The organism is Leptolyngbya sp. AN10, assembly GCF_050565645.1.
GTDB lineage: Bacteria > Cyanobacteriota > Cyanobacteriia > Leptolyngbyales > Leptolyngbyaceae > Leptolyngbya.
This window is the reverse complement of record NZ_JBNXVP010000011.1, coordinates 196,183-215,794: the sequence shown is the minus strand read 5'-3', so window position 1 is coordinate 215,794 and position 19,612 is coordinate 196,183. Positions and strand designations below refer to the sequence as shown.

23 protein-coding genes, 2 pseudogenes and 1 CRISPR repeat array are annotated in these 19,612 nt (G+C 46.5%); of the genes and pseudogenes, 14 read left to right on the top strand and 11 right to left on the bottom strand.

Annotated features, from left to right (window positions below):
- Positions 1 to 141: 141 nt before the first annotated feature.
- The 8 genes and pseudogenes from ACQ4M5_RS17780 to ACQ4M5_RS17745 form a co-directional block, all read left to right on the top strand.
- Positions 142 to 477 (top strand): annotated as a pseudogene (locus tag ACQ4M5_RS17780) (RAMP superfamily CRISPR-associated protein); the annotation flags it as partial.
- On the top strand, positions 474 to 1,760 hold the full coding sequence (csx10, locus tag ACQ4M5_RS17775; protein ID WP_430676993.1) for a type III-D CRISPR-associated RAMP protein Csx10: 1,287 nt from the start codon (positions 474 to 476) through the stop codon (positions 1,758 to 1,760). The pseudogene ACQ4M5_RS17780 and the gene csx10, both read left to right, overlap by 4 nt.
- A complete protein-coding gene (locus ACQ4M5_RS17770) occupies positions 1,757 to 2,188 on the top strand; it encodes a hypothetical protein (RefSeq protein WP_430676991.1) in 432 nt (143 codons plus the stop codon). Before csx10 ends, ACQ4M5_RS17770 begins: the two co-directional genes overlap by 4 nt.
- 5 nt (positions 2,189 to 2,193) lie before the next feature.
- Positions 2,194 to 3,039, top strand: a complete 846-nt coding sequence (gene csx7 / locus ACQ4M5_RS17765) for a type III CRISPR-associated RAMP protein Csx7 (RefSeq protein ID WP_430676990.1) — start codon at positions 2,194 to 2,196, stop codon at positions 3,037 to 3,039.
- Positions 3,040 to 3,047: 8 nt separating this feature from the next.
- Positions 3,048 to 4,001 carry an RAMP superfamily CRISPR-associated protein gene (locus tag ACQ4M5_RS17760; protein WP_430676988.1) on the top strand — a complete coding sequence of 318 codons (954 nt, stop codon included), beginning with the start codon at positions 3,048 to 3,050 and terminating at the stop codon, positions 3,999 to 4,001.
- Positions 3,998 to 4,426 carry a hypothetical protein gene (locus tag ACQ4M5_RS17755; RefSeq protein ID WP_430676987.1) on the top strand — a complete coding sequence of 143 codons (429 nt, stop codon included), beginning with the start codon at positions 3,998 to 4,000 and terminating at the stop codon, positions 4,424 to 4,426. The genes ACQ4M5_RS17760 and ACQ4M5_RS17755 overlap by 4 nt, the downstream gene beginning before the upstream one ends.
- A 3-nt stretch (positions 4,427 to 4,429) precedes the next feature.
- Positions 4,430 to 5,437, top strand: a complete 1,008-nt coding sequence (locus ACQ4M5_RS17750) for an RAMP superfamily CRISPR-associated protein (RefSeq protein WP_430676986.1) — start codon at positions 4,430 to 4,432, stop codon at positions 5,435 to 5,437.
- Positions 5,437 to 6,000: a hypothetical protein gene (locus ACQ4M5_RS17745; RefSeq protein WP_430676985.1), complete on the top strand. Its 564-nt coding sequence runs from the start codon at positions 5,437 to 5,439 to the stop codon at positions 5,998 to 6,000. The genes ACQ4M5_RS17750 and ACQ4M5_RS17745 overlap by 1 nt, the downstream gene beginning before the upstream one ends.
- A gap of 21 nt (positions 6,001 to 6,021) precedes the next feature.
- A CRISPR array of direct repeats spans positions 6,022 to 6,806; the repeat unit is 36 nt; unit sequence GTTTCCGTCCCCTTGCGGGGAAATTAGAGCGTGAAC.
- A gap of 278 nt (positions 6,807 to 7,084) precedes the next feature.
- Here the strand turns inward: ACQ4M5_RS17745 and cas6 are convergent.
- The 3 genes from cas6 to ACQ4M5_RS17730 form a co-directional block, all read right to left on the bottom strand.
- Positions 7,085 to 8,428 (bottom strand): CRISPR system precrRNA processing endoribonuclease RAMP protein Cas6, encoded by a 1,344-nt coding sequence (gene cas6 / locus ACQ4M5_RS17740; protein WP_430676984.1) that lies wholly within the window; start codon positions 8,426 to 8,428, stop codon positions 7,085 to 7,087.
- Between the two features lie 123 nt (positions 8,429 to 8,551).
- Positions 8,552 to 8,986, bottom strand: a complete 435-nt coding sequence (locus ACQ4M5_RS17735) for a hypothetical protein (RefSeq protein WP_430676983.1) — start codon at positions 8,984 to 8,986, stop codon at positions 8,552 to 8,554.
- A gap of 288 nt (positions 8,987 to 9,274) precedes the next feature.
- Positions 9,275 to 9,454, bottom strand: a complete 180-nt coding sequence (locus tag ACQ4M5_RS17730; protein ID WP_430676982.1) for a hypothetical protein — start codon at positions 9,452 to 9,454, stop codon at positions 9,275 to 9,277.
- A gap of 21 nt (positions 9,455 to 9,475) precedes the next feature.
- Between ACQ4M5_RS17730 and ACQ4M5_RS17725 the strand changes: the two genes are divergently transcribed.
- Complete coding sequence (locus ACQ4M5_RS17725) at positions 9,476 to 9,604, top strand: hypothetical protein (protein ID WP_430676981.1); 129 nt, start codon at positions 9,476 to 9,478, stop codon at positions 9,602 to 9,604.
- A 6-nt stretch (positions 9,605 to 9,610) separates the two neighbouring features.
- Here the strand turns inward: ACQ4M5_RS17725 and ACQ4M5_RS17720 are convergent, their stop codons facing one another.
- From ACQ4M5_RS17720 to ACQ4M5_RS17690, 7 genes are all read right to left on the bottom strand, one after another.
- Positions 9,611 to 9,886, bottom strand: coding sequence for a hypothetical protein (locus ACQ4M5_RS17720; protein ID WP_430676980.1), 276 nt, complete (start codon positions 9,884 to 9,886; stop codon positions 9,611 to 9,613).
- Between the two features lie 278 nt (positions 9,887 to 10,164).
- Entirely contained in the window at positions 10,165 to 10,428 is a 264-nt protein-coding gene (locus tag ACQ4M5_RS17715; protein ID WP_430676979.1) for a hypothetical protein, read from the bottom strand.
- A 606-nt stretch (positions 10,429 to 11,034) separates the two neighbouring features.
- On the bottom strand, positions 11,035 to 11,433 hold the full coding sequence (locus ACQ4M5_RS17710) for a hypothetical protein (protein ID WP_430676977.1): 399 nt from the start codon (positions 11,431 to 11,433) through the stop codon (positions 11,035 to 11,037).
- A gap of 33 nt (positions 11,434 to 11,466) precedes the next feature.
- On the bottom strand, positions 11,467 to 12,162 hold the full coding sequence (locus ACQ4M5_RS17705) for a hypothetical protein (RefSeq protein WP_430676976.1): 696 nt from the start codon (positions 12,160 to 12,162) through the stop codon (positions 11,467 to 11,469).
- Positions 12,163 to 12,324: 162 nt separating this feature from the next.
- Positions 12,325 to 13,104 (bottom strand): hypothetical protein, encoded by a 780-nt coding sequence (locus ACQ4M5_RS17700; RefSeq protein WP_430676975.1) that lies wholly within the window; start codon positions 13,102 to 13,104, stop codon positions 12,325 to 12,327.
- Between the two features lie 3 nt (positions 13,105 to 13,107).
- Positions 13,108 to 13,344, bottom strand: a complete 237-nt coding sequence (locus tag ACQ4M5_RS17695; protein ID WP_430676974.1) for a hypothetical protein — start codon at positions 13,342 to 13,344, stop codon at positions 13,108 to 13,110.
- Between the two features lie 63 nt (positions 13,345 to 13,407).
- Positions 13,408 to 14,418: a hypothetical protein gene (locus ACQ4M5_RS17690; RefSeq protein WP_430676973.1), complete on the bottom strand. Its 1,011-nt coding sequence runs from the start codon at positions 14,416 to 14,418 to the stop codon at positions 13,408 to 13,410.
- Positions 14,419 to 14,611: 193 nt separating this feature from the next.
- Here ACQ4M5_RS17690 and ACQ4M5_RS17685 point away from each other — a divergent pair, with 193 nt between their 5' ends.
- Entirely contained in the window at positions 14,612 to 15,823 is a 1,212-nt protein-coding gene (locus ACQ4M5_RS17685) for a helix-turn-helix transcriptional regulator (protein WP_430676972.1), read from the top strand.
- Positions 15,824 to 16,023: 200 nt separating this feature from the next.
- Here ACQ4M5_RS17685 and ACQ4M5_RS17680 read toward each other — a convergent pair.
- Positions 16,024 to 16,149 (bottom strand): annotated as a pseudogene (locus ACQ4M5_RS17680) (pentapeptide repeat-containing protein); the annotation flags it as partial.
- Between the two features lie 7 nt (positions 16,150 to 16,156).
- Between ACQ4M5_RS17680 and ACQ4M5_RS17675 the strand changes: the two are divergent.
- The 4 genes from ACQ4M5_RS17675 (at position 16,157) to ACQ4M5_RS17660 (ending at position 19,531) form a co-directional block, all read left to right on the top strand.
- Complete coding sequence (locus ACQ4M5_RS17675) at positions 16,157 to 16,336, top strand: hypothetical protein (RefSeq protein ID WP_430676971.1); 180 nt, start codon at positions 16,157 to 16,159, stop codon at positions 16,334 to 16,336.
- Positions 16,337 to 16,447: 111 nt separating this feature from the next.
- Positions 16,448 to 16,696, top strand: a complete 249-nt coding sequence (locus ACQ4M5_RS17670) for an AbrB/MazE/SpoVT family DNA-binding domain-containing protein (RefSeq protein ID WP_430676970.1) — start codon at positions 16,448 to 16,450, stop codon at positions 16,694 to 16,696.
- Positions 16,689 to 17,030, top strand: a complete 342-nt coding sequence (locus ACQ4M5_RS17665; RefSeq protein WP_430676969.1) for a type II toxin-antitoxin system VapC family toxin — start codon at positions 16,689 to 16,691, stop codon at positions 17,028 to 17,030. The genes ACQ4M5_RS17670 and ACQ4M5_RS17665 overlap by 8 nt, the downstream gene beginning before the upstream one ends.
- 74 nt (positions 17,031 to 17,104) lie before the next feature.
- A complete protein-coding gene (locus ACQ4M5_RS17660) occupies positions 17,105 to 19,531 on the top strand; it encodes a DUF3656 domain-containing U32 family peptidase (RefSeq protein WP_430676968.1) in 2,427 nt (808 codons plus the stop codon).
- Positions 19,532 to 19,612: the final 81 nt, after the last annotated feature.

The window sequence follows — 19,612 nt, the reverse complement described above, 5'->3', positions numbered from 1 at the left end:
CACGTCGTAGTCCGCCTGCCGCTTGTGCCTCCGAAAGTAAACGTGTTCGTTTAGAGCGGCGCATTCAGTTCTCTAAAATCACTACATTCTCATCTTGAGACTGCAAAAAGTTTTCTACATCACTAAGCATCGAAGGTTCAATTTGATGATTTAATCTGTAGCAACGACCCGGAGAGTTTGTCTGAAGTCCTTCGTCCTGGTGTAACGATTAGCCGCTCTCGACGAACTGCTGAAGAACAGAAGCTCTACTTTCTTGAAACTTCTCCCGTTAATGCCGAGCTTGCTTTCGTTGGACAGATCCACTTTCAAGCCGACTGTAAGCCTTGGATGAAAGCATTATTGCTCTCAGGACTCCATCACATTCATGCCTTGGGTGGAAGTAAATCTGCGGGATTGGGATGGTTGCAGTGGCAAATTGAATCAGAAACGATCGAGCAATCAGCTTGGGACTTTTTGAAAGAAGGAGAATCGCCATGAATCGAGTTGATTTATTCATTACCGCAGAATCCCCTTTAGCATTAGGACGAAGAAGACCTGGTGGCTCAATTAGTGAAGTTGAAACCTATATTCCAGGCAGTGTTTTACGAGGTGCGATCGCATCTCAAATTCTGCAACAGGCGAATCAATCCAGCGATCAGCCGCAAAGTGGTGATTTTCAGACTTTATTTTTAGGGAATACGGCTGCGATCTTTCAGAATGCTTATCCAGCGATCGCACAAGTTGATGAAGATCAATGGAGCATCGCAAATGATGCAATTCGAGTACTACCCGCCACCGCAGTAAGCTCTAAAACGAACCCTGGATTTCGATCTTCGGGACAGGGTGGAGTATTTGATACTTTAATCGATAGCTTTTGCAGAGATCAAGTTCAGCAACCCTATGAATTTACAGACCCATCTGCAACAGGAGAGGGAGCTAATTCACAAGTTGAGCCTTACAGCGCGTTTTATAGCATTACAAATCAGCAGTACTGTAAACATGAAATTAGCTCTCGATTTTTGACTCGTGTTGGAATTAATCGACGACGAGCAACGGCTGAAGAACAAGTTTTATACAGTGTTGCCGTTTTGAATGAGTCTTTTGCAGAGCGTCCTAAAGCAGCAAGATATGAAGATCAGTGCTGGCGGAATGCTGTTTACCGCAGTACTGTTCTAATCGAAGATACCGATTTAGCGATCGCATTTGTTGATTTTATTAACCGAGAACCGCAATCGTTTCGCATCGGAGGATCAACCTCGCGAGGACTGGGTAAAGTCAAGCTTAAAGCGATCTCTGGAACTGCCCCAGACTCTTTGGAAACAAGAGTTAAACAGTTTAACCAAGCCTTAGAAAAGCGAATGAGTCTCTGGACTATCTTTGGTCAACATGACACAGATTTGAGCCGGATGTATTTCACGATCGATTTGCAGTCTGATGCGATTCTGAATGAGAACTGGCAGCGAACAACAGTGATTTCTGCTGAAATGCTAGAACAGTTTGCAGGCATCGCAAATTCTTCTCTACGTCTACATCGTGCGTATAGTAGCTATGACTATCGCTCAGGTTGGAATGCGGCTTGGGGATTGATGAAAGATGTTGAGCTAGTAACAAATCGGGGAGCAGTGTATTTATTTAGTGTTGATTCTGTTGAACATCAGCGGTGGATAGAAGCATTGAAGAAATTAGAAGAAAAAGGAGTAGGCGATCGAACTGTAGAAGGCTTTGGACAGGTGAGAATTTGTGATGAGTTTCATGAGACATTTCGGGAGAAAGCAGCGTGAGTCAGATTGAGCCAAAAATTGAACTGTTGATGCAGAAAGGTATTCGGCAGGCAGAAGATGAGCTAGTACAGTGGATTGAAGATGCACTGCATCAGACAACTTATGGGAAAAGTGGAAGAGACAAACTAGAAGAAGCACAGTTTCGGAACTTAGTTCGAGTGGCAGATACGACTGAAAGTTCGGAAGTCATTAAGAACTTCTTGCGTTACCAAGTTGGGCGAGATAGTAAATGGGGGCGAGGAGAAAACTCGCTTGCAACTCGAATTGTGACCGACATTGATAGCAAGCTGAAATTGAAAGCAGATGCGATCGCAAAAGAATCGAGCTATCCCAACACTCAGGACATTCATATTGAACTCATTCGACGCTATTTGGGCTATGGCTCTCGTTGTTTGAAGTATCTCAATCTAACTACAAAAGCAGGCTAATCCGAATGTTTCAAGTCTTCAAGAATCGTTTAGAACTTCAAGGAACACTGAAAACAGTGACCGCATTGCGAATCAGCCAGGGTCGATCGACTGAGCCGATTGGATCAGATTTACCTGTGGTGAAAGATGCACTAGGGAAGCCCTTTATTCCGGGTGCAAGTTTCAAAGGAGCTTTGCGATCGCGTTTAGAAAGCTTTCTCAGAGGAATCAATCCTACACTCGCTGAAGATCCGAATCAGCTTGTCAGTTCAGATCGAATGACACTGATTCGCGACCTTAAAGAGCAACATAATGGTAACGATGAAGCTCTAACAGAAGCATTATGGACACAAACTGATCTTGCGGCTCGATTGTTTGGTTCTCCTTGGATTGCAAGTAAGTTTCAAGTGCGAGATTTAACCGTCAACACAGAAACTTGGTTTGGACAGTATCAGGAGCGAGATGGCGTTTCAATCGATCGAGATACTGAAACCGCCGCAGATGGCAGACTCTATGATTTTCAGGTTGTTCCAGCAGGGACAGAGTTTGAGTTTCGGGCTGTGGTCGAGAATGCCGAAGAGAATGAGTTAGGGCTGTTGATGATTGGCTTGCATCAATTTGAGACAGAACAGATCCCGCTTGGAGGTGGACGATCGAGAGGATTAGGAGTCGTGAAACTCTCGATCGATCACGCTTGGTGGATTGATCCTGACGAGCAACCAGAACGATTAATCACCTACCTACAGCGTTTGGTAGATCGCAATTTGGATGAGTACAAGCTTAGTTCAGAAACTCTTGATAGTTATGCTCAGGATTGGACTGAGAAGCTAATTCAGCATTTACAAAAAATTCCTGCTCCCGCCGCACGTTGAGAATTACTATGCACAAGCGTTTTGTTAATCACTGTACGATCGAGCTAATTCTTTCGCCTACTACTCCAATCTTGATTAAATCCGGGAAAGAAGGGGCTGATCCTACAAAGCCTGATATGGAATTCGTCGAAACTTATCATGCAGGTGGGAAATCCATCTATTTGCCTGGAAGCTCTCTAAAAGGTGCAATTCGCGCTCATGCAGAACGGATTGTCCGAACTGTTGGAGGCGATCGTAATCCGAATAATCCGAGTAAGCTTTGGGCGAGTAATCCGCTGAATCGTTCTAGCTACGATTATTTAGAACCCTTTCAAGGTGATGCACCTAAGATTTATCAGCATTCCTCATTCACGGATCAGTTGTTTGGAAGTACTGAGATTGCGAGTCGGCTGCGGATAGAAGATGCTTATCCGATCGATCGAGCCGCACTCAGAATTGAGGAACGAAATGGAGTGGCTATCGATCGAGTTTTTGGATCGGTTGCAGTGGGTCCGTTTAATTTTCAAGTGTGTACGGCTGGAGAGTTTCGGACAAAGATTCATCTCAAAAACTTTTCTCTAGAACAGTTGGGACTAATTGGGTTAGTCTTGCGGGATTTGAATGATGGATGGTTTGGACTAGGATTTGCGAAATCGCGAGGACTGGGGATTGTTGAAGCTCGATTAGAAAAAGCGATCGTGCAATATCCAGGCTGTATTTTGAAGGATGACAACATTGTGCAGGTTGGACGAGAACAAAGCTGGAGTGCAGCGACACTGATCGGAGCAGGTGCATTTCTAGAAGATGAGGAGCGAGAGAAATATGGATTTGCAAGTGAGGACATTCAGCCTGTGACGCTTGGGATAGCTGAGAAAATGGCGTTGGGCTTTGGAGTGCAGTTAACTTGGGAAAATGACGCGATCGAGCAAGTCTTTGAAGCTGCGGTGAAAGCTTGGAGCAAGCGATTGGGAGTAGCAGCATGAGTGCATTTGTAGGTTTTAAGCAGAATGTTTCAGAGTCAGATCTCAAGCAGTTACTCAAACAGTACGATACGGCAAAAAGTTGCTATTTTCTACGCTGGGCACATCGCGTCAGCGGCATCGAACTCGATCTTCCAGAAGAGTTTCCCAGTCCAGAAGGACAAATGTTCGATCGCGATCGAGAACTTCGCTGGAAGCAACAAGGAGAGCGCTTTAATGTCTTGATCTTGAGCATTCACGCTGAAGCAGGATTTACTGCGATCGACAAGGTTTGGACAACTAAATCGTATCAGGCGAAACTTTACCCTCCGACTGAAACTCGCTTTCCAGAAGGAATTCAAGGTCAAGGCGTGAATGTTGCACAACGATGTTTCATTGATGATCAGACTTCGACCGTTCATTTTGTTGCTCTCACTGCGGAGGATTAGGCTATGACGACTTCTAGACCGATTCGCAAATCCGTAGAACCGAAGCCTTATGAACTGATTCCTTTTCCGAAGGAGAAGCCAACGCCCAAGCATCCAGTCGGGCATGACCAATACAAAAAGGATTGCTATCATGGCTCGATCAAGCTAATCCTAAAAGTAAAAACGGCAGTTCACGTTTCGACAGGGATTGTAGCACTGGGAACAGATGTAAAGTCGAAAGTGCCTCTGATTAAGACGATGACTCAGGGAAAGCAGCAAAAATTAGCGATCGCAGGAAGTTCGCTGAAAGGGGCTGTTCGATCAATTTATGAGACGATTACGAATAGTACTTTAGCAGTAGTTGCTAATAGAAAATACATTCCTGACGGTCGATTTCCCTGCCGAAATAAACAGGAACTCTGCCCAGCAAGCTTAGTCTTTGGGGCGCTGGATTGGCAGGGGTTGATTCAATTTAGTGATGCAATTTGTCAGAAGGCTGAATCCGCGACAGGGTTTATGCCGTCGTTGTATCGTCCTCGTCCAGATGAGTATCGCGGCTATCTGCAAAACGGTAAAGCCGTAGGGCGGAAGTTTTACTATCACGCCATTAAAGCCGTCGATGGCGGACAACAAGGTATTCCAGTCCAGCAGGCGGGAGCAGAGTATGTATTTACGACTCAGCTACAGTTCAAGAATCTTGCAGATGCAGAACTGGGTGCGTTATTCATTGCTTTGGGACAAGATCAGCAGCATCCGTTTGCATTAAAAGTCGGTGGTGGAAAGCCGATCGGCATGGGAACGATGACGGTTGAGATTTCTGCGATCGCTGCTTTTCAAAATGTCCGCGATCGCTATCGACACTATACGCTTTCTGATTCGGTTGCTCTAACTGGACAACCGATGCGAGAGTTTATTCAAGCTCGAATGGCTGCCGCACACCGACATAAGCTGATCGAGATGGCGCAGTTACAGCAATTGAGTGAGATTTTGAAGTTTCCAACAGATCGCAAAGCACCGCAAGGAATGTACTAATGGATGAGCTAACCACAGAGCAATGGAATGTTGCTTACAAGATTGCAGAAGCGCTGAATCGAGAAGGGGTGAAGGTCAATGAACTTCAAAAAGCGATCGCGTATTTGCGATCGTTCAACCCGAATGAGGGGGCGAAGTTTTTTACTTATCTTCAGGTGTTGGAGCGCGAAGGCTATCGGGTCGGGCACAGCAAGGAAACGCAACGTTACTATCGAACACTGAATCAGGCTTGTCGGCAGCATTTGTCAGGGGATGTGCCGACGATGTTGCAGGTGTTGGGATGGGCAGCGAGATTGTTGCGCTATTACAGTTCGGGGGGATTGGTGGCAGAGGTGGCGATAAGTGCGATCGCGGCTGAAACGGTTGAGATTGGACAGGTGTTAGATGCCACGATCGAGAAGAAAGAAGGGATGGAAGTTACCTATCGAGTCGCTGGAGTGAAGCGATCGAATACAGAGCGCAAGCGGCATCAAGATTTACAGGTTGGGGCAGCGGTGAAGGTTGAAGTGGTTTCGCTGAAAGAGGATGGAACGATCAAGAAAATTCGGCTTTGGGAAGGGTGAGATAGAGCGCGATCGTTTTTTTGTTTCGTCCCCTTGCGGGGAAATTAGAGCGTGAACACGGTGTCAGGGCTTTACACTTACGTTTCGCCTGAAGGGTTTCCGTCCCCTTGCGGGGAAATTAGAGCGTGAACCCTCGATTCCACAAGAGCGCGAACAAGCTTTTGCAGTTTCCGTCCCCTTGCGGGGAAATTAGAGCGTGAACCAGCCACAGCCGCAAGCTTGATGTTCCTGTTTGGAGTGTTTCCGTCCCCTTGCGGGGAAATTAGAGCGTGAACTCGAAGGCAACTTTAATCTTCCTGCTTTTATGCTTCAACGTTTCCGTCCCTTTGCGGGGAAATTAGAGCGTGAACTTGTTCCTTTACGAGAAGTGTTTGAAGTGTTTGGAAATTGAGCAGTTTCCGTCCCCTTGCGGGGAAATTAGAGCGTGAACAAGTTCTAAGAACTTGGTGGAGCTTGCCCTCAAGATGGGTTTCCGTCCCCTTGCGGGGAAATTAGAGCGTGAACCGCACAAGCTATGAAACTGACTCTCTTCTTCCTCTTTATAAGGTTTCCGTCCCCTTGCGGGGAAATTAGAGCGTGAACCTCAAATGGTGACAGCAGGTGCTCGATTCTTTTCAGTGTTTCCGTCCCCTTGCGGGGAAATTAGAGCGTGAACCTGCTATTACTCAGATGATGACCAAAGCTCAAAAACGCGGGTTTCCGTCCCCTTGCGGGGAAATTAGAGCGTGAACATTCTCTTGCGACTCGCAACGCTGAACAATTAGTGAACGGTTTCCGTCCCCTTGCGGGGAAATTAGAGCGTGAACCCCTGCCTTCTCAAACCCTTACAGAGTCAAAGCTCCAGAGGCGGTTTGCGAGGCTCACCCAAAAACGGTCTCGCTTCCATCCATTCGTCGCAACGAAAATCGCTGAAACGCATACATGGAGCGCTATCGAGGCTCCGAACGAATTTATTGAGTTTTCATGGTTCTGGCGTGACCCTAGCATATCGCCTCTCACTCGATCGCGCAATCTCCTCAAGCGATCGCTAAAATCTGGCGTTAACTTCTCACTAACTGATTGCGCTAATTTGTGAGGCATCATCTCAACTCCGCTCTAATTCCTGATGAGCGCGACCCGCGTAACGTTTCACGGTTTCGTAAGGAAGCTCCAAACTCGCTGCAATCTCTTTCAAAGTTTCGCCAAATTCCTGTCCGACGAGAATCGCTGCCCAAAGTTCTGCCGCTTTCTCAGCACGTTCTCCGCCTTGGCGCTTCTTCCGGCTCAAAAAAAACGTCTTGAGTTCAGATTGGCGTTGATTTCGCACCGCTTCATTTGTAGTTAACTCCGATCGCTCCGCCACACGAGGACTTGATTGACGATCGCGCTTTACTCCGACTTGCTCGGCTTGAGCCGTCTGCTTCGACTTTCTGCGAAGTTCGCCCTGCTGATCTCCACTCTCAGAAATTGGATCAGCTTGTTCGCGGTCTCCCGAATCTCGATCGTCTTTGTTTGATGCTGAAGATTGAAGAAGTGCGATCGCTGTACTACTTGGGGATACGATCGCGCTTGCATCCATCCTCGGCAGCGCTACCTCCGTGAACCAGCCCTGTTGGGTCTGCCCCAAGCCGAACGTCACCTTATGCCCCGTCCCAAAATACGGCGCACAAGCAATCAGCGCATGAAACAGTTGCACATAGTGGGGATTCGACTTGGCTTTCGGTGCGAGTCCAAACTGGACTGAACCAACGAAGCCCGTGACTGATCCTTGCTTGCCTGCTTGCGTTTTTTGCGATCGAATCTCATGCCGCAAAATCACCACGCATTCATTGATCCAATCCAGAAACTCAGCTTGATCCACTGCGATCGACGCGAAATGATTCCAGCGCCGCAGATAGCTATGAAATACATTTTCGGGCATCGGTAACGGTAGATGATTGCTGCGTTTGCGGAAACTGGTAGGAGTGACAAAGGTGAGGCAAGATTCTTCTGATTTAGGTTGAGCGATCGCAGTATTCCACACCGTTTCATAAGTTGTTGCAGGTAAGCCAATGTCCCAGGATTGAATTGTTAAGTCCCCACTACGTAACTGCATGACTCCGGGCGAATGAGTTAACCACTGTTGCAAGCCTTGGCATACAGCGTTTGAGAGAGCAGCGATCGACCATTGATAAGTACGATCGTGCCTAAAGGTCAAGGTTCGATCTTGGCTTGTGGTGTCACCGCTCAAACTGGATAGGCTAAAGGCTTTTTCGGCTTGTCCATCGTGTAGATAGGCGGAGAGGTCAGGATCGATGCGGCGAATTTGGTTGAGAAACCAGGAATGAAGTTCAGTAGCGTAGTGAGTGGGAACTTGAAAATCGGCTTGGGGTTGAAGGGTGAGCGTGATGGCGACGAGTTGGGTATCGGCTGACCAAGTGAGAATAGGAGACTTCGATCGACGTGGCATCGCTTGACCTCGCGCCCGCATGAACTGAGGACAATTTTACCGGATGAAGCGCGATCGTGTTTCTGTCCCCCTACAGGGCAATAAAGATATGAACCGTTCAGGACAAGCAAGGGAGCATACTACCTACTCCCACGATCGCATTAAGGGCTGAGTAGGCAACTCTTCTGAAACTTCGATCACAGTAATTCTGGCATTTTCCACCACTGTATTCCCAATGATAGTATTGTGCATCGCCTCAAACTTTGATTCTGCGGTGATGCGATTTTCATAGTGTAACAAGACGTGATATTGCTTCTGAATTGGTTCACCCGTTTCCGAACGCTCTACTGCATCCCAAGCGATCGTCTGTTGTTCTTCCGCGATCTCGCGATACTGGTCGGCTAACTGTTCTAGAGCAATTGCGATCGCGTGTTCGCGTGACTGACCGTAGCACCGAATCTCATCCTGAATGCGATCGTTTAACGGAGATGACAGTTCACAGAGATGTTGTCCGTTCGTTTCCAGTCGTACAGTTAACGAAATTGTTTCAGACATCGAGTTTGAGTTCATTTCTGTCATTGCAGTTTTAAGGTTGAGAGATTGTCAAAATTCAACGATCGTGGGTGGCACTTGAGTGTTTTTGTTCATGCAGCATTCGGTTAATTCCACCACTATCGCAGTACTGGTTCAGAACCATCGTACTCATTAAAAAGTCGGTCTGTGGTCTCGCCTGTACGGAATTCTGCTATTCAGAGTCAGCATCCGTCCGAAAGTACCAAGAACGTGATGAAACGAATACTGAATTAGATATCCCATCGTTTTCTGTCTGATCGCTGGTGTATTTCACTGTTTCCATGATTGAGCCTGTCACTCGTCATCCTGCATTGACTTTTGGACTCCATACTGTTGCGCCACTTGAGGAAAGCGCTGCACCACTTCTGCGGCTGTCCACGATTTGCCCATCGGTGAGCGAGGATAGCTCAACATCACGTCAGGAATTGTCTCACCCGTGACGATCGCATACGCTTCCACGCCCGCATAAAACAATTCTCAACCGCATGGATTGAAATGAAACAAGTGATCCCGATCGCAGAGATTCCTGACCGACTCGACCAAAACGGTAGGCTGACGAGTTCGCGTTCGAGTGCGAAGCGCATGGGAGCAGGCTTCAGCTCGAATCGGATTGTACTCGTATGACTCGAACTACCAATCTTCATAGTCGGTTAGGTCGAGTTGCACTCTGGTGGTCAAGTTCCTGACTTTGGTGATGCGACCGAGCGTGGTATCGCAGAATTGGTACACCAGTTGCGACTGCAACCAGTCCTCAAAGGCATCACCCGTCGATTGCGTCCACCACTGGTAGAGTCGTTGATAGTCTGGCTCGTGCAGCACGGCAAAGACCACCGCATCGGTCGGAGTTATCAGAAGAATGGGTCTAAAACCCTGTGCTTCTAGCACGGCTTCGTAGTATAGTTGCATCAGTGGAAAGGTAATCAACCACTTAAAAAACCTGGTCGTCGAAAGACACGCTGAACCTTGACAACTGAATCTATGCGGTTCTACTTGTTGTTCCAGATCGCTTGCAAATTGCAAGCTCCCGAAAGTAGGTAAAAGATTCACGGGGACTGGACGAACAGCATTTTGGGGCAGTTGCGCTTCAAATTGAAACAGAACTTGCTGAAAAGCAAATAGGGTAGGGCATACCCGAATTAACGCTTGGGGAGAATCCCACCTCTGGGTTAGACGCTGCAAGGTATCTAATTCAAGTGGTTTCGTTGAGCCAAGAATCCTCGTACCTTTAGGTCGAGGAGTGTCAAAGTCGCAGTCCATTCCCGCTCGGTTGCTGTAATGGCATCATGCAGCGTCAGGTGATAGCCTGAACAAGTCGGGCGAATCGTATAAGTGAGCGCACCACCAATTGCGCCAGTTTGGGGGACAAGCTCCGCAGCACTTGATGCCACGTCAACGGTTTGGTTCGCTTGCCGCTGTGGTTGGCATTGCTGCCACTGTTTCTGGATCATGCGTTTTCAGTCGCGCCCCTCAGTGAGATGAGCCGCACTGAGCTTGAAGATCAGTTGTTGGTTTCTCAGTTCGAGCATGATGACTTCAGGAGTGAGGTGGGCGATCCCAGTTCGATGTTTCCGTGGAAATCCCGGTTATGAACAGACTGAGGCGATGAGTTTAAAGATAGGTTGAAAGGACTGCCTGACCCTGGGAACTACGAGTTTGGCACGGTCTACTCGACTGTTCTAGTTCACAAGGTTTCTAGCAAATAAATGGTTAAAAAGTTGCAAGTCGTTTCTGATGCAGATTGAAAAAATGCCGCAAAGCCTAAGATTCTCTTGGCTCTTCACTTCTAGCAAATAAATGGTTAAAAAGTTGCAAATAAATGGTTAATTGCCATATACTCTGCATCAATAGAATAAGAATTCAGGAAGCGGGCTAAAGAACCATAGCTCAAAAATGATTCTAACTGGATAATAACTTGGCTTCATTCGATGATGCTGGGACAATTTCTGCTTGAGATCAGATGAAGCTGGTTGTGTGCTGGTTTGTTTGAGGGGTTTCAAGTCAGTTAAGCGATTTTGCCGATTTCTTACAAATCTCTCTTTTTGGAAGAGTGAAAATCAATTCAGTTCAGCCCGTTTCGCATTTTTTCTAGATGCTTTTACATCTTGCTTTAGCTGATTAGCTTCGTCTTGACATTCTTCTGCTAACGTTTCGAGACTGGCGGCTGTTGAAAGAACTTCTTGGGTCAACTGCTTGACCTTGGCTGATTTGAGATCATATTCTTGCGCCACTTCTGCAACTTCCGAGAATAAGTCTTTGTACTCTTCGGGCGGGTTCTCCAGCCACGCTTCAAATTCAGGCTGTTGTCCCTGGATAACGGTCAGAGCCTTCTCCCAGGAATCTTTTCGGCGCATATCAAGCGTTTTGATATCCGCATACTTTGCCTTGAGTTGCTGAGTCGCATTGACTTCAGCTAGCTCATAGACTTTCGCTTTTAGCGCTTGAAGTTTCATCATGTCGTCAGATGCCTCGTCAGTAGGATGTTCTACTCACTGATATCGCTTCAAATCTTGACGAAATTGATCATTTTCTGCCCGAAGTTGTTGATTCTCCTGAGTCAGCGTCGCAATTTGAGCCTTCAGCTGCTTCACTAATTCTCTTGCCTCATCTCGCTGCCGAATATATTGTTTCATGTGAGAGACTTGACCGCCTAAACTCTGATTCTTTTTGGCTAGTTCTTTCTTACGTTTCTCAATTGCATCATATTGCTTTTTAAGTTGTGCGAGTTCTGCCCGTAATTCTGCTTCCGCTTTACTGTTTTCTGCATCTGCTCGTACTGCTTCGTTTTCAACTTTAAGCGCTGCAATTTGCGTCGTTAAGCGCTCAATTTCTTTGTCTTTGCCGAATAGTTTCTCCTGAAGTGCTTGAATCAGGCGCAGTAGTCTGGATTTTTGCTGATCTCGTTCTTGGCAAGCTTCTTCGAGTTCATTGGCGCGATCACGGAGCCGACAAGCTCGATGCTGTAAAACTTTAGCCGTACATTCATACTTGATGATTGCAATAATTCGACCTCGCTCTAGCTCATCGAGTCGCTGAACTGCGGGGCTTCGCCAAAGATCGTCGTAGTTTGTACATTCGTGGCGTAATACTTGAGTTTGGACTTGACCTGGAGCCGCAATCAGATCGTGATTTCTGAGTCGGACCTGATCGTGCCAGTAATCGAAGAGGGCTTTGCTGTCGTCCATCGTGAGATCGCTTACGAGGTGATTATTGCTGCTTAAGGATAGAGTACCTGGGATCTGACGAAGCGGATCGTTGGCGCTGAACGGTTTTGCGAAATCTTTACTCTGATGTGTCATCGGCTGCTTTTTACGTGTGTAGATTGTTTGTTGTTACGGAGCCATTTCTTACTTTTGTGGACTAAGTTTCGGCATGATTTGTTCAAGAATTCGTTTCTGACCATTCGGTGTGAGCGCAACTTCATTCTCAGCGACAGCCCGAATTTCTTTGCTCTTGATTAGCCTCGACAGCGCCACATTGACGTTTTGAGGTTTGTGAGCGGCAGCTTGTTCTCGAAGCTCAGCCCGACTCAACCGATTATTTGTGGCGTGGTACAGAAGTAGAAGAATTTCGTCTGTAGCGGAAATGTCTCTTGCTAAAACCAAAGGTTTGCCATCCAACTCATGAATAACGGAGTGTTCTAGTTGAACGATTTGAGCAATCGTTTCTGCCACAATCTTGCGATCTCGATTCCAAGCTAGACGGAGAAATTCCGCAAAGATCCACTTGCTGGCATGAAGCACCAGCATTGAATCCATGTAGTTAGCAGTGTACTCCGTGGAGATGTGAACGGCTCCTCGATCGGAGCGAAATCTGTACACAAGTTCAATGACTTTGGCGATGTGGTAGCGATCCTTGTCTCTGATTTGATGAGCAATACTTTTATTCAGCAAATCATCACGAATTTTTCCTGGCAGTTTGCGGTGATCAATCTGCTCCGTATCTATCTGAAGTAGGCATCGCGAAATTGCTTCACAAAATCGTTCGCCATCTAGCTCAGTGGGTTGCCAGTCGCCTGCGAGAAATCGTTGCTGCATTTCAACATAGGATACAACCGCTGCTTGAGCGAAATGAGGATCGACCGTGTTGGAAAGGTCTTGAATCAGTTGATCAGAGGTTCTTCTCATGATTTATACCTCAGCAGAATTGTCAGAGGACTCATCCGTAACCGCAGTCTTCTGCCCGATGTTTAGTCGTTTTTCAACTTCATCGCAACCCGAAGCCAGCAGTTGAAAGCCGCTTTGCACTTTGATCAATTGCCCTTTTCCTGACATCGCTTGTAAGCTTCGTTCTAAATGGCGCTCATCGACCTTGCTACCAAGCCCCAAATAGAGAAATTGCTTGAGTTTATAACTTGAGACTGCCACATCTGGATCGTTCGTAACTTTGCCGATCGCCCAGAGCGCCAGACACCCTTTTTCGGTGACACTCTACTCTTGAAGGGCAATGTGACCATTCATGTTGGAAGCCATTTGCTTCCAACTTGCGACCCAAGCCTGCACATCTTTGGAGAAGCCACTGGATTTGCGCTTGCTGCTCTTGGCAGAATTTTCCGAATCATCATCGCCTTTGGTAATGGATTTTGAGCTTCGGGTTGTTGCACCTGACGTTAGACTCCACTTGTCTTCCACAGCACGATCGAGAACTTCCGCTAGAACTTTGTGAGCTTGCTCTTGCCCTGATAAACGCAAGCCGACCATTTCCCGCTCACTGATGAGATCTGCACTCTTACCAAGCCAGGTTGCAGTGTTGTTGTCATACAGTCCAACTCGCTTGAGAATGTCATTCAGATCAGTGCGTGGGATTTCTTCTCGTCCTTCAACTTCTCGAAAATACAGAAGCCCTAGAAAAGTTAAGCGGCGTGCAGCATCCAATTTGTTTGCAGCTTTCAGTCGCGTCTCCATCAGTTGTAATTGCTCGCCGTTGTGCCGAAAAATTTGCCTTAATTTGTCAGCATCATCGCTCTGAGCGATAGGAAGTTGAGCAACAGTCTCGATCGAGGGAGCAAGTTCTGCACCATTCAGATTGTCACTGAGTAAGGAAAGCTGTTGATGTCCCAGATCTCGAAAAGCAGAACGGGCAGTCTGAGGTTTTGTAGGAGCAGCATAGCCGCCGACAATTGCAGCGATCGCAGTTCCACCCCAACTAATGCCCACTTCGTTTGTCAGAGCCGCTTCGATTTCGCGTGAGCCGCTCTTACTCGTCTCAATGAATTTCAGAGTATTAATTGCTTCGATCGGATGACTCATACCATTTGTATCTGGATTGTTTCGCTTGATCGTTCCTTCACCGATTGGGGTTCCACACATCACGCAACGTTGGGCATCAGGAAGCAGGGGTTCATGACAGTGTTTGCAATGAATTTGCTGTGGGCAATGTGGGCAATAGAAGAAAACGCTACCGATGGGTAGAGGATTCTCACAAGAGGGACAGGTTTGCATATCGCTTCGTCTCCAAAATCTTTATCTGGAGAGCATCTTATAAAGATGAGCCGATGAAGCGCTAATATTTGGCAGTATTGGAGGCTCAATATTAAAGCTGCCAAAAGCTATGTTTTTCAATCGTTTTTCGTTATCTGGAAATTCCAGGCTAATACTTTATTATTGTTGGTATTTTCCCGGCGAATCGAAACTTATGACGCATCCTTATTCGGCGCTTCCGGCGTTTGAGCGGCTTTTGCTGTTGATCACGACATTCATTCGGTATCCGGGAGTTGGGCGGATTGAGTCGATATATGCTGACGGTGATGAATCTCACGATACTTTGCAGGAGATCCTAAACTGCCTTCAGAAAGTTGCAAAAGAAGTAAATGTAGATTTGCCATCCTATTCACGCCATACGATTCAAAGTGATTTGAAGACGCTTCGGCACTATGGGTTGCTCGATCGACGAACTTATCGATGGGGATATTATCTCGGCACTGGAGCGATGAATCGTGAGGAGTTGCAAGTCGCACTCAACGCTTTGCATTCGCAGGCGAAGTATCAGGAAGATCCGCAAATTAGCCGGGTTTATAACAAGCTGACGCGCCGATTACGGGGGTTAAACCTGAAAGATGAGATGTTTTACCCGATTAGAACCCAGCTTAATCGCGTTATTGTTTGTACTCATCCCGAAGAAATGATGGCGAAGAGCCAATATCGAGGAACGCTGTTTGAGCAATTGGATGGGGTTGAGACGGCGATTATTAAGGGTCAGGCGATCGAGCTTTTTCACTGTCGTAACCCGTATGAACCGGATAAAACCTGGTATCAACAGATCTATCCGTTGCAGTTGATTTATTCTGATATTGCTTGGTATCTATTGCAGGAAGATTGCAAAGATGGGCATCTCGTGGTGTCGCGACTCGATCGCTTTAGTGACCATTTCAAAATCCTGGGCGAAGGACGAGGAACAAATGCTCAGTGGCAAAGTTTACAGACTGCTCATCGCCTTTTGGAAGCAGGATGGGGGCTGAGGTTGGGATCAAGAAACCAGCAGCAGCGAGAGATTCAGGGAGAATTGGAGCTTGTGGAAGTGAAGGTTCGATTTTTCTCTGAAGTTATTGGTTTTATTCAGGAGGGAGAGAAGCGACACCCGAATCAGGAAATCAAGCCAGGACCAAAGGGAAAAAACGGTAGACCTGCTTATGTGGATTACAGCGTGAAATTGCCCGATCGATCCATTGATGAGTTTTCTCGATGGGTGTATCGATTTATGGGGCAAGCTCACATCGCGACAGAGACAGCGCCAGCGACAGCGCCAGAGACAGCGCCAGCGCCAGCGATAGCCACAGCCACAGCCACAGCCACAGCGATTGTCATGAAAGCGCTTGTTGTTAGTCCTTGTTTTGCGATCGCAAGATAAACAGTAGCAACCAACACTATCGAAAGGATGCCTGGAATAGGTGTTGAGGTTTGTATTACGTTTGGAGTAAACAAATAAGTAACAAAGGCTCCATTTAGCATCGCCGCCACAAAGTTAAGTGTTGCTGACAACACGAAGGAAATTACGACTTGAGCCAGCATCCAATGTCTTTGTAGCCCTGCCTTTGCTTCTGTAAAATTCGCCCCGCTCAAATTCGCCCCGCTAAAATTTGCACCTCGAATATCAGCATTCGAGAAATTGGCTCCGCGCAAATCTTGCCCTGTAAAGTTACGACTGCGCAGGTTTTTGCCGGAGAAGCTTTGCATAAACTTAGTGGGGGCTACCGAGGAACTTTGCTACCAGATTTTGGCGGATTCAAAGAAATTTCTCAGCATTCCGGATGAGCGGCAGTTCTCTTGGGCAGTGCAACTCTGGAAGAAATACGATCGATACGCCAATCAAAAATTTTCACGAAATGCGATCGCTCAGCGTTCCTCAGATACGATCTTGTAATGACTAGAATCATTTAGCAATGCAGATTACGGGTTTCAAACTAGCGCGATCGCAGTTCTGCATCGGTCAAAATTATTGCAATAATGAATGTGACCGAGTTAGATCAAGCAGATGAACTATTTGGAAATGGACGTGACTCGCGATGGAAAAATAGAGATTCCATCTGAATTGGCGACTGCGCTAGGTTGGCAAGCAGGCGAAAAACTGACTTTACAAGTACAAGATGGAGAACTCCGAATCTTTTCTCAAGCTCAGGCGGTTCGACGCGCACAGGTTTGGATCGCGAGTTTTGTGACGAAAGAACGATCGCTCTCGGATGAATTAATTGCAGAGCGGCAACGGGAAGGATCGAATGAGTAAATGGGTGCTAGATGCGTCGGCACTCCTCGCATTGCTCAATTGTGAATCTGGAAGTGAAAGAGTAGCAGTTGTCTTACCGGATGCAGTCATCAGCAGCATTAACTTTAGTGAGGTTGTTGCAAAGTTGGCAGATGAGGGACGAAATCAAACAGAAATTCGCTTTTATCTGGATGCGCTGGGATTGACGATCGTAGAATTTGATACAGATCTTGCATATCGAGCAGGTTTTTTACGACCTTTGACTCGATCGATTGGATTATCATTCGGCGATCGTGCTTGTTTGGCACTAGCCGCATCTTTAGGAGTTCCAGCTTTGACTTGCGATCGTGCCTAGACAACATCGAATCTTGGAATTGCGATAGAACTGATTCGCTAGAATGGTAGTCTGTGATCTTTCGGATTCAATCGATGAAAACTCCAGAACTGCTTGCCCCTGCTGGAAATTGGGAATGCGCTAAAGCTGCGATCGAGAACGGCGCAGATGCGATTTATTTTGGGTTAGATCGGTTTAATGCTCGAATGAGAGCAGAGAATTTTACAGAATCAGATCTGCCGGAGTTAATGGAATTTCTACACTGGCGCGGCGTGAAAGGTTACGTCACGGTGAATACATTAATCTTTCAGAATGAATTAGCAGAAGCAGAACAATATTTACGATCGATTATCGCTTCCGGTGTTGATGCAATGATTGTTCAAGATATCGGAATTTGTCGCTTGATCCGGCATTTGTCGCCCGATTTTCCGATTCATGGTTCGACTCAGATGACAGTAACAAGTGCAGCAGGAGTTGAATTTGCGAAATCACTCGGCTGTCAGTTAGTTGTATTAGCGCGTGAATGTTCGATTAAAGAAATTAACAAGATTCAGCAGCAATTAAATGACCGCAATGTGACTTTGCCGCTCGAAGTGTTTGTGCATGGTGCGTTGTGTGTTGCGTATTCCGGGCAGTGTTTGACGAGTGAAGCTTTGGGAGGTCGATCGGCAAATCGTGGAGAATGCGCCCAAGCGTGTCGAATGCCTTACGAATTGATTGCTGATGGAGAGACGGTAAATTTGGGCGATCGACGTTATTTGCTTAGTCCTCAAGATTTGGCAGGCTTAGACGTTTTGCCTGAATTAGTACGATCGGGCGTGACTTGTCTCAAAATTGAAGGACGGTTAAAAGCTCCCGAATACGTCGCGAATGTCACTAGAGTTTACAGAGATGCACTCGATCGAGCGATTACTGATGTGAATGCTGAACGATATAACTTAGAAATGGCATTCTCACGCGGACTACACACCGGATGGTTTGAGGGAATTAACAATCAAGAATTAGTTCATGCTCGATTTGGAAAGAAGCGCGGCGTTTATTTAGGTGAAGTGATCGAGATTCGTCGGGAACAAGTTACGATCGCATCTAAAGCACCTGTAAAACCCGGTGATGGCGTTGTTTTCGATGCGGGACATCCAGAAGCAAGAGAAGAAGGCGGACGGATTTATGCGGTCGATCGGCAAAATGGCAAAACGATTCTGACCTTCGGACGCGATCAATTAAACCTACGGCGAATTAGTATCGGAGATTTGCTTTGGAAAACAAGCGATCCGGATCTCGATCGACAAATTCGCCAAACTTATGCAGGTGATCAACCCAGATTTCAACGCCCAATCGATATCGAAATTCATGGCGAAATTGGAGAGAAATTAATTGCGATCGCCAGAGATACGATCGGACATATTACCCGCGTTGAATCCGAAATGCCGCTCGTTGAAGCTCATTCCAAACCATTAACAACTGAGCGACTACAAGAACAATTTGGAAGATTGGGAAATACACCGTTTAAGCTTGGAAACTTAGAGAATCATCTCAGAGATGCGGCGATGATTCCGATGAGTGAGATGAATCGAATGCGGCGGGAAATTGTCGATCGATTAGAACAATTACGAGTTCAACCAAAACAATGGACGATTAACGAAACAAAAACGTTTACAGATTTATTACCAGAACGAACATCAAGAACCCAATCATCAGAGTTAACGATTCTTGTTCGCAGTCTTCAACAATTAGAAACAGTATTGAAAACTGGAATTCAAACCGTTTATTGTGAATTTGAAGATCCACGTGCTTATCGTCAAGCAGTAGAACTCACACGGCAATCCTCAGATGCAGAAATTTGGGTTGCACCACCGAGAATTACTAAACCAAATGAGCAATGGATTTTAGAACAAGTTCGTCGATCGAATGCCGATGGCTACTTAATCCGCAACTATGATCACCTGAAATTCTTTGAACACGATCGCAAGATCGGAGACTTTTCACTCAATATCGCAAACGCTATTACCGCAGACTATTTCAAACAGCTCGGCTTAGAACGTCTCACCGCTTCGTATGATCTCAACATTGAACAGTTAGTTCAACTCATCAAAAACTGTCCCTCTAATTGGTTTGAAATCACCATTCACCAACATATTCCAATGTTCCACATGGAGCACTGTGTATTCTGCGCGTTTCTCTCAGAAGGAACAGACTTTACCAACTGCGGAAGACCTTGCGAACAACATGAAGTGAAATTGCGCGATCGGACCGGAATCGAGCATATTCTTCACGCTGATGCAGGCTGCCGAAACACTGTATTCAATGGGACTGCACAAACCGGAGCAGAATTCGTCCATCACTTACTACAATGCGGTGTACAACGCTTTCGACTCGAATTTCTGAACGAATCCAGCAATCAGATTGTGCAGACGATCGATCGATATCGTCAACTCTTAAACGGCGAAATTACAGGCGTGCAACTCTGGAGAGATCTGAAACTTCAGAATCAACTCGGAGTTACACGCGGAACAATGAGTTAGCCGATTCCAATTTGTTCGATCGATAAGTTTTTTCTCAGGGGTTACTCCCAGTGCTTCTGTCCTGTGATAGACGGAGATGCG

What these genes read in the sequence shown, in the direction of transcription:
- csx10 (WP_430676993.1), top strand. Translation starts at nt 474, where the DNA reads ATGAATCGAGTTGATTTATTCATTACCGCAGAATCCCCTTTAGCATTA.
- csx7 (WP_430676990.1), top strand. Translation starts at nt 2,194, where the DNA reads ATGTTTCAAGTCTTCAAGAATCGTTTAGAACTTCAAGGAACACTGAAA.
- ACQ4M5_RS17760 (WP_430676988.1), top strand. Translation starts at nt 3,048, where the DNA reads ATGCACAAGCGTTTTGTTAATCACTGTACGATCGAGCTAATTCTTTCG.
- ACQ4M5_RS17755 (WP_430676987.1), top strand. Translation starts at nt 3,998, where the DNA reads ATGAGTGCATTTGTAGGTTTTAAGCAGAATGTTTCAGAGTCAGATCTC.
- ACQ4M5_RS17750 (WP_430676986.1), top strand. Translation starts at nt 4,430, where the DNA reads ATGACGACTTCTAGACCGATTCGCAAATCCGTAGAACCGAAGCCTTAT.
- ACQ4M5_RS17745 (WP_430676985.1), top strand. Translation starts at nt 5,437, where the DNA reads ATGGATGAGCTAACCACAGAGCAATGGAATGTTGCTTACAAGATTGCA.
- cas6 (WP_430676984.1), bottom strand. Translation starts at nt 8,428, where the DNA reads ATGCCACGTCGATCGAAGTCTCCTATTCTCACTTGGTCAGCCGATACC.
- ACQ4M5_RS17735 (WP_430676983.1), bottom strand. Translation starts at nt 8,986, where the DNA reads ATGACAGAAATGAACTCAAACTCGATGTCTGAAACAATTTCGTTAACT.
- ACQ4M5_RS17725 (WP_430676981.1), top strand. Translation starts at nt 9,476, where the DNA reads ATGAAACAAGTGATCCCGATCGCAGAGATTCCTGACCGACTCGACCAA.
- ACQ4M5_RS17720 (WP_430676980.1), bottom strand. Translation starts at nt 9,886, where the DNA reads ATGCAACTATACTACGAAGCCGTGCTAGAAGCACAGGGTTTTAGACCC.
- ACQ4M5_RS17715 (WP_430676979.1), bottom strand. Translation starts at nt 10,428, where the DNA reads ATGATCCAGAAACAGTGGCAGCAATGCCAACCACAGCGGCAAGCGAAC.
- ACQ4M5_RS17710 (WP_430676977.1), bottom strand. Translation starts at nt 11,433, where the DNA reads ATGATGAAACTTCAAGCGCTAAAAGCGAAAGTCTATGAGCTAGCTGAA.
- ACQ4M5_RS17705 (WP_430676976.1), bottom strand. Translation starts at nt 12,162, where the DNA reads ATGGACGACAGCAAAGCCCTCTTCGATTACTGGCACGATCAGGTCCGA.
- ACQ4M5_RS17700 (WP_430676975.1), bottom strand. Translation starts at nt 13,104, where the DNA reads ATGAGAAGAACCTCTGATCAACTGATTCAAGACCTTTCCAACACGGTC.
- ACQ4M5_RS17690 (WP_430676973.1), bottom strand. Translation starts at nt 14,418, where the DNA reads ATGCAAACCTGTCCCTCTTGTGAGAATCCTCTACCCATCGGTAGCGTT.
- ACQ4M5_RS17685 (WP_430676972.1), top strand. Translation starts at nt 14,612, where the DNA reads ATGACGCATCCTTATTCGGCGCTTCCGGCGTTTGAGCGGCTTTTGCTG.
- ACQ4M5_RS17670 (WP_430676970.1), top strand. Translation starts at nt 16,448, where the DNA reads ATGAACTATTTGGAAATGGACGTGACTCGCGATGGAAAAATAGAGATT.
- ACQ4M5_RS17665 (WP_430676969.1), top strand. Translation starts at nt 16,689, where the DNA reads ATGAGTAAATGGGTGCTAGATGCGTCGGCACTCCTCGCATTGCTCAAT.
- ACQ4M5_RS17660 (WP_430676968.1), top strand. Translation starts at nt 17,105, where the DNA reads ATGAAAACTCCAGAACTGCTTGCCCCTGCTGGAAATTGGGAATGCGCT.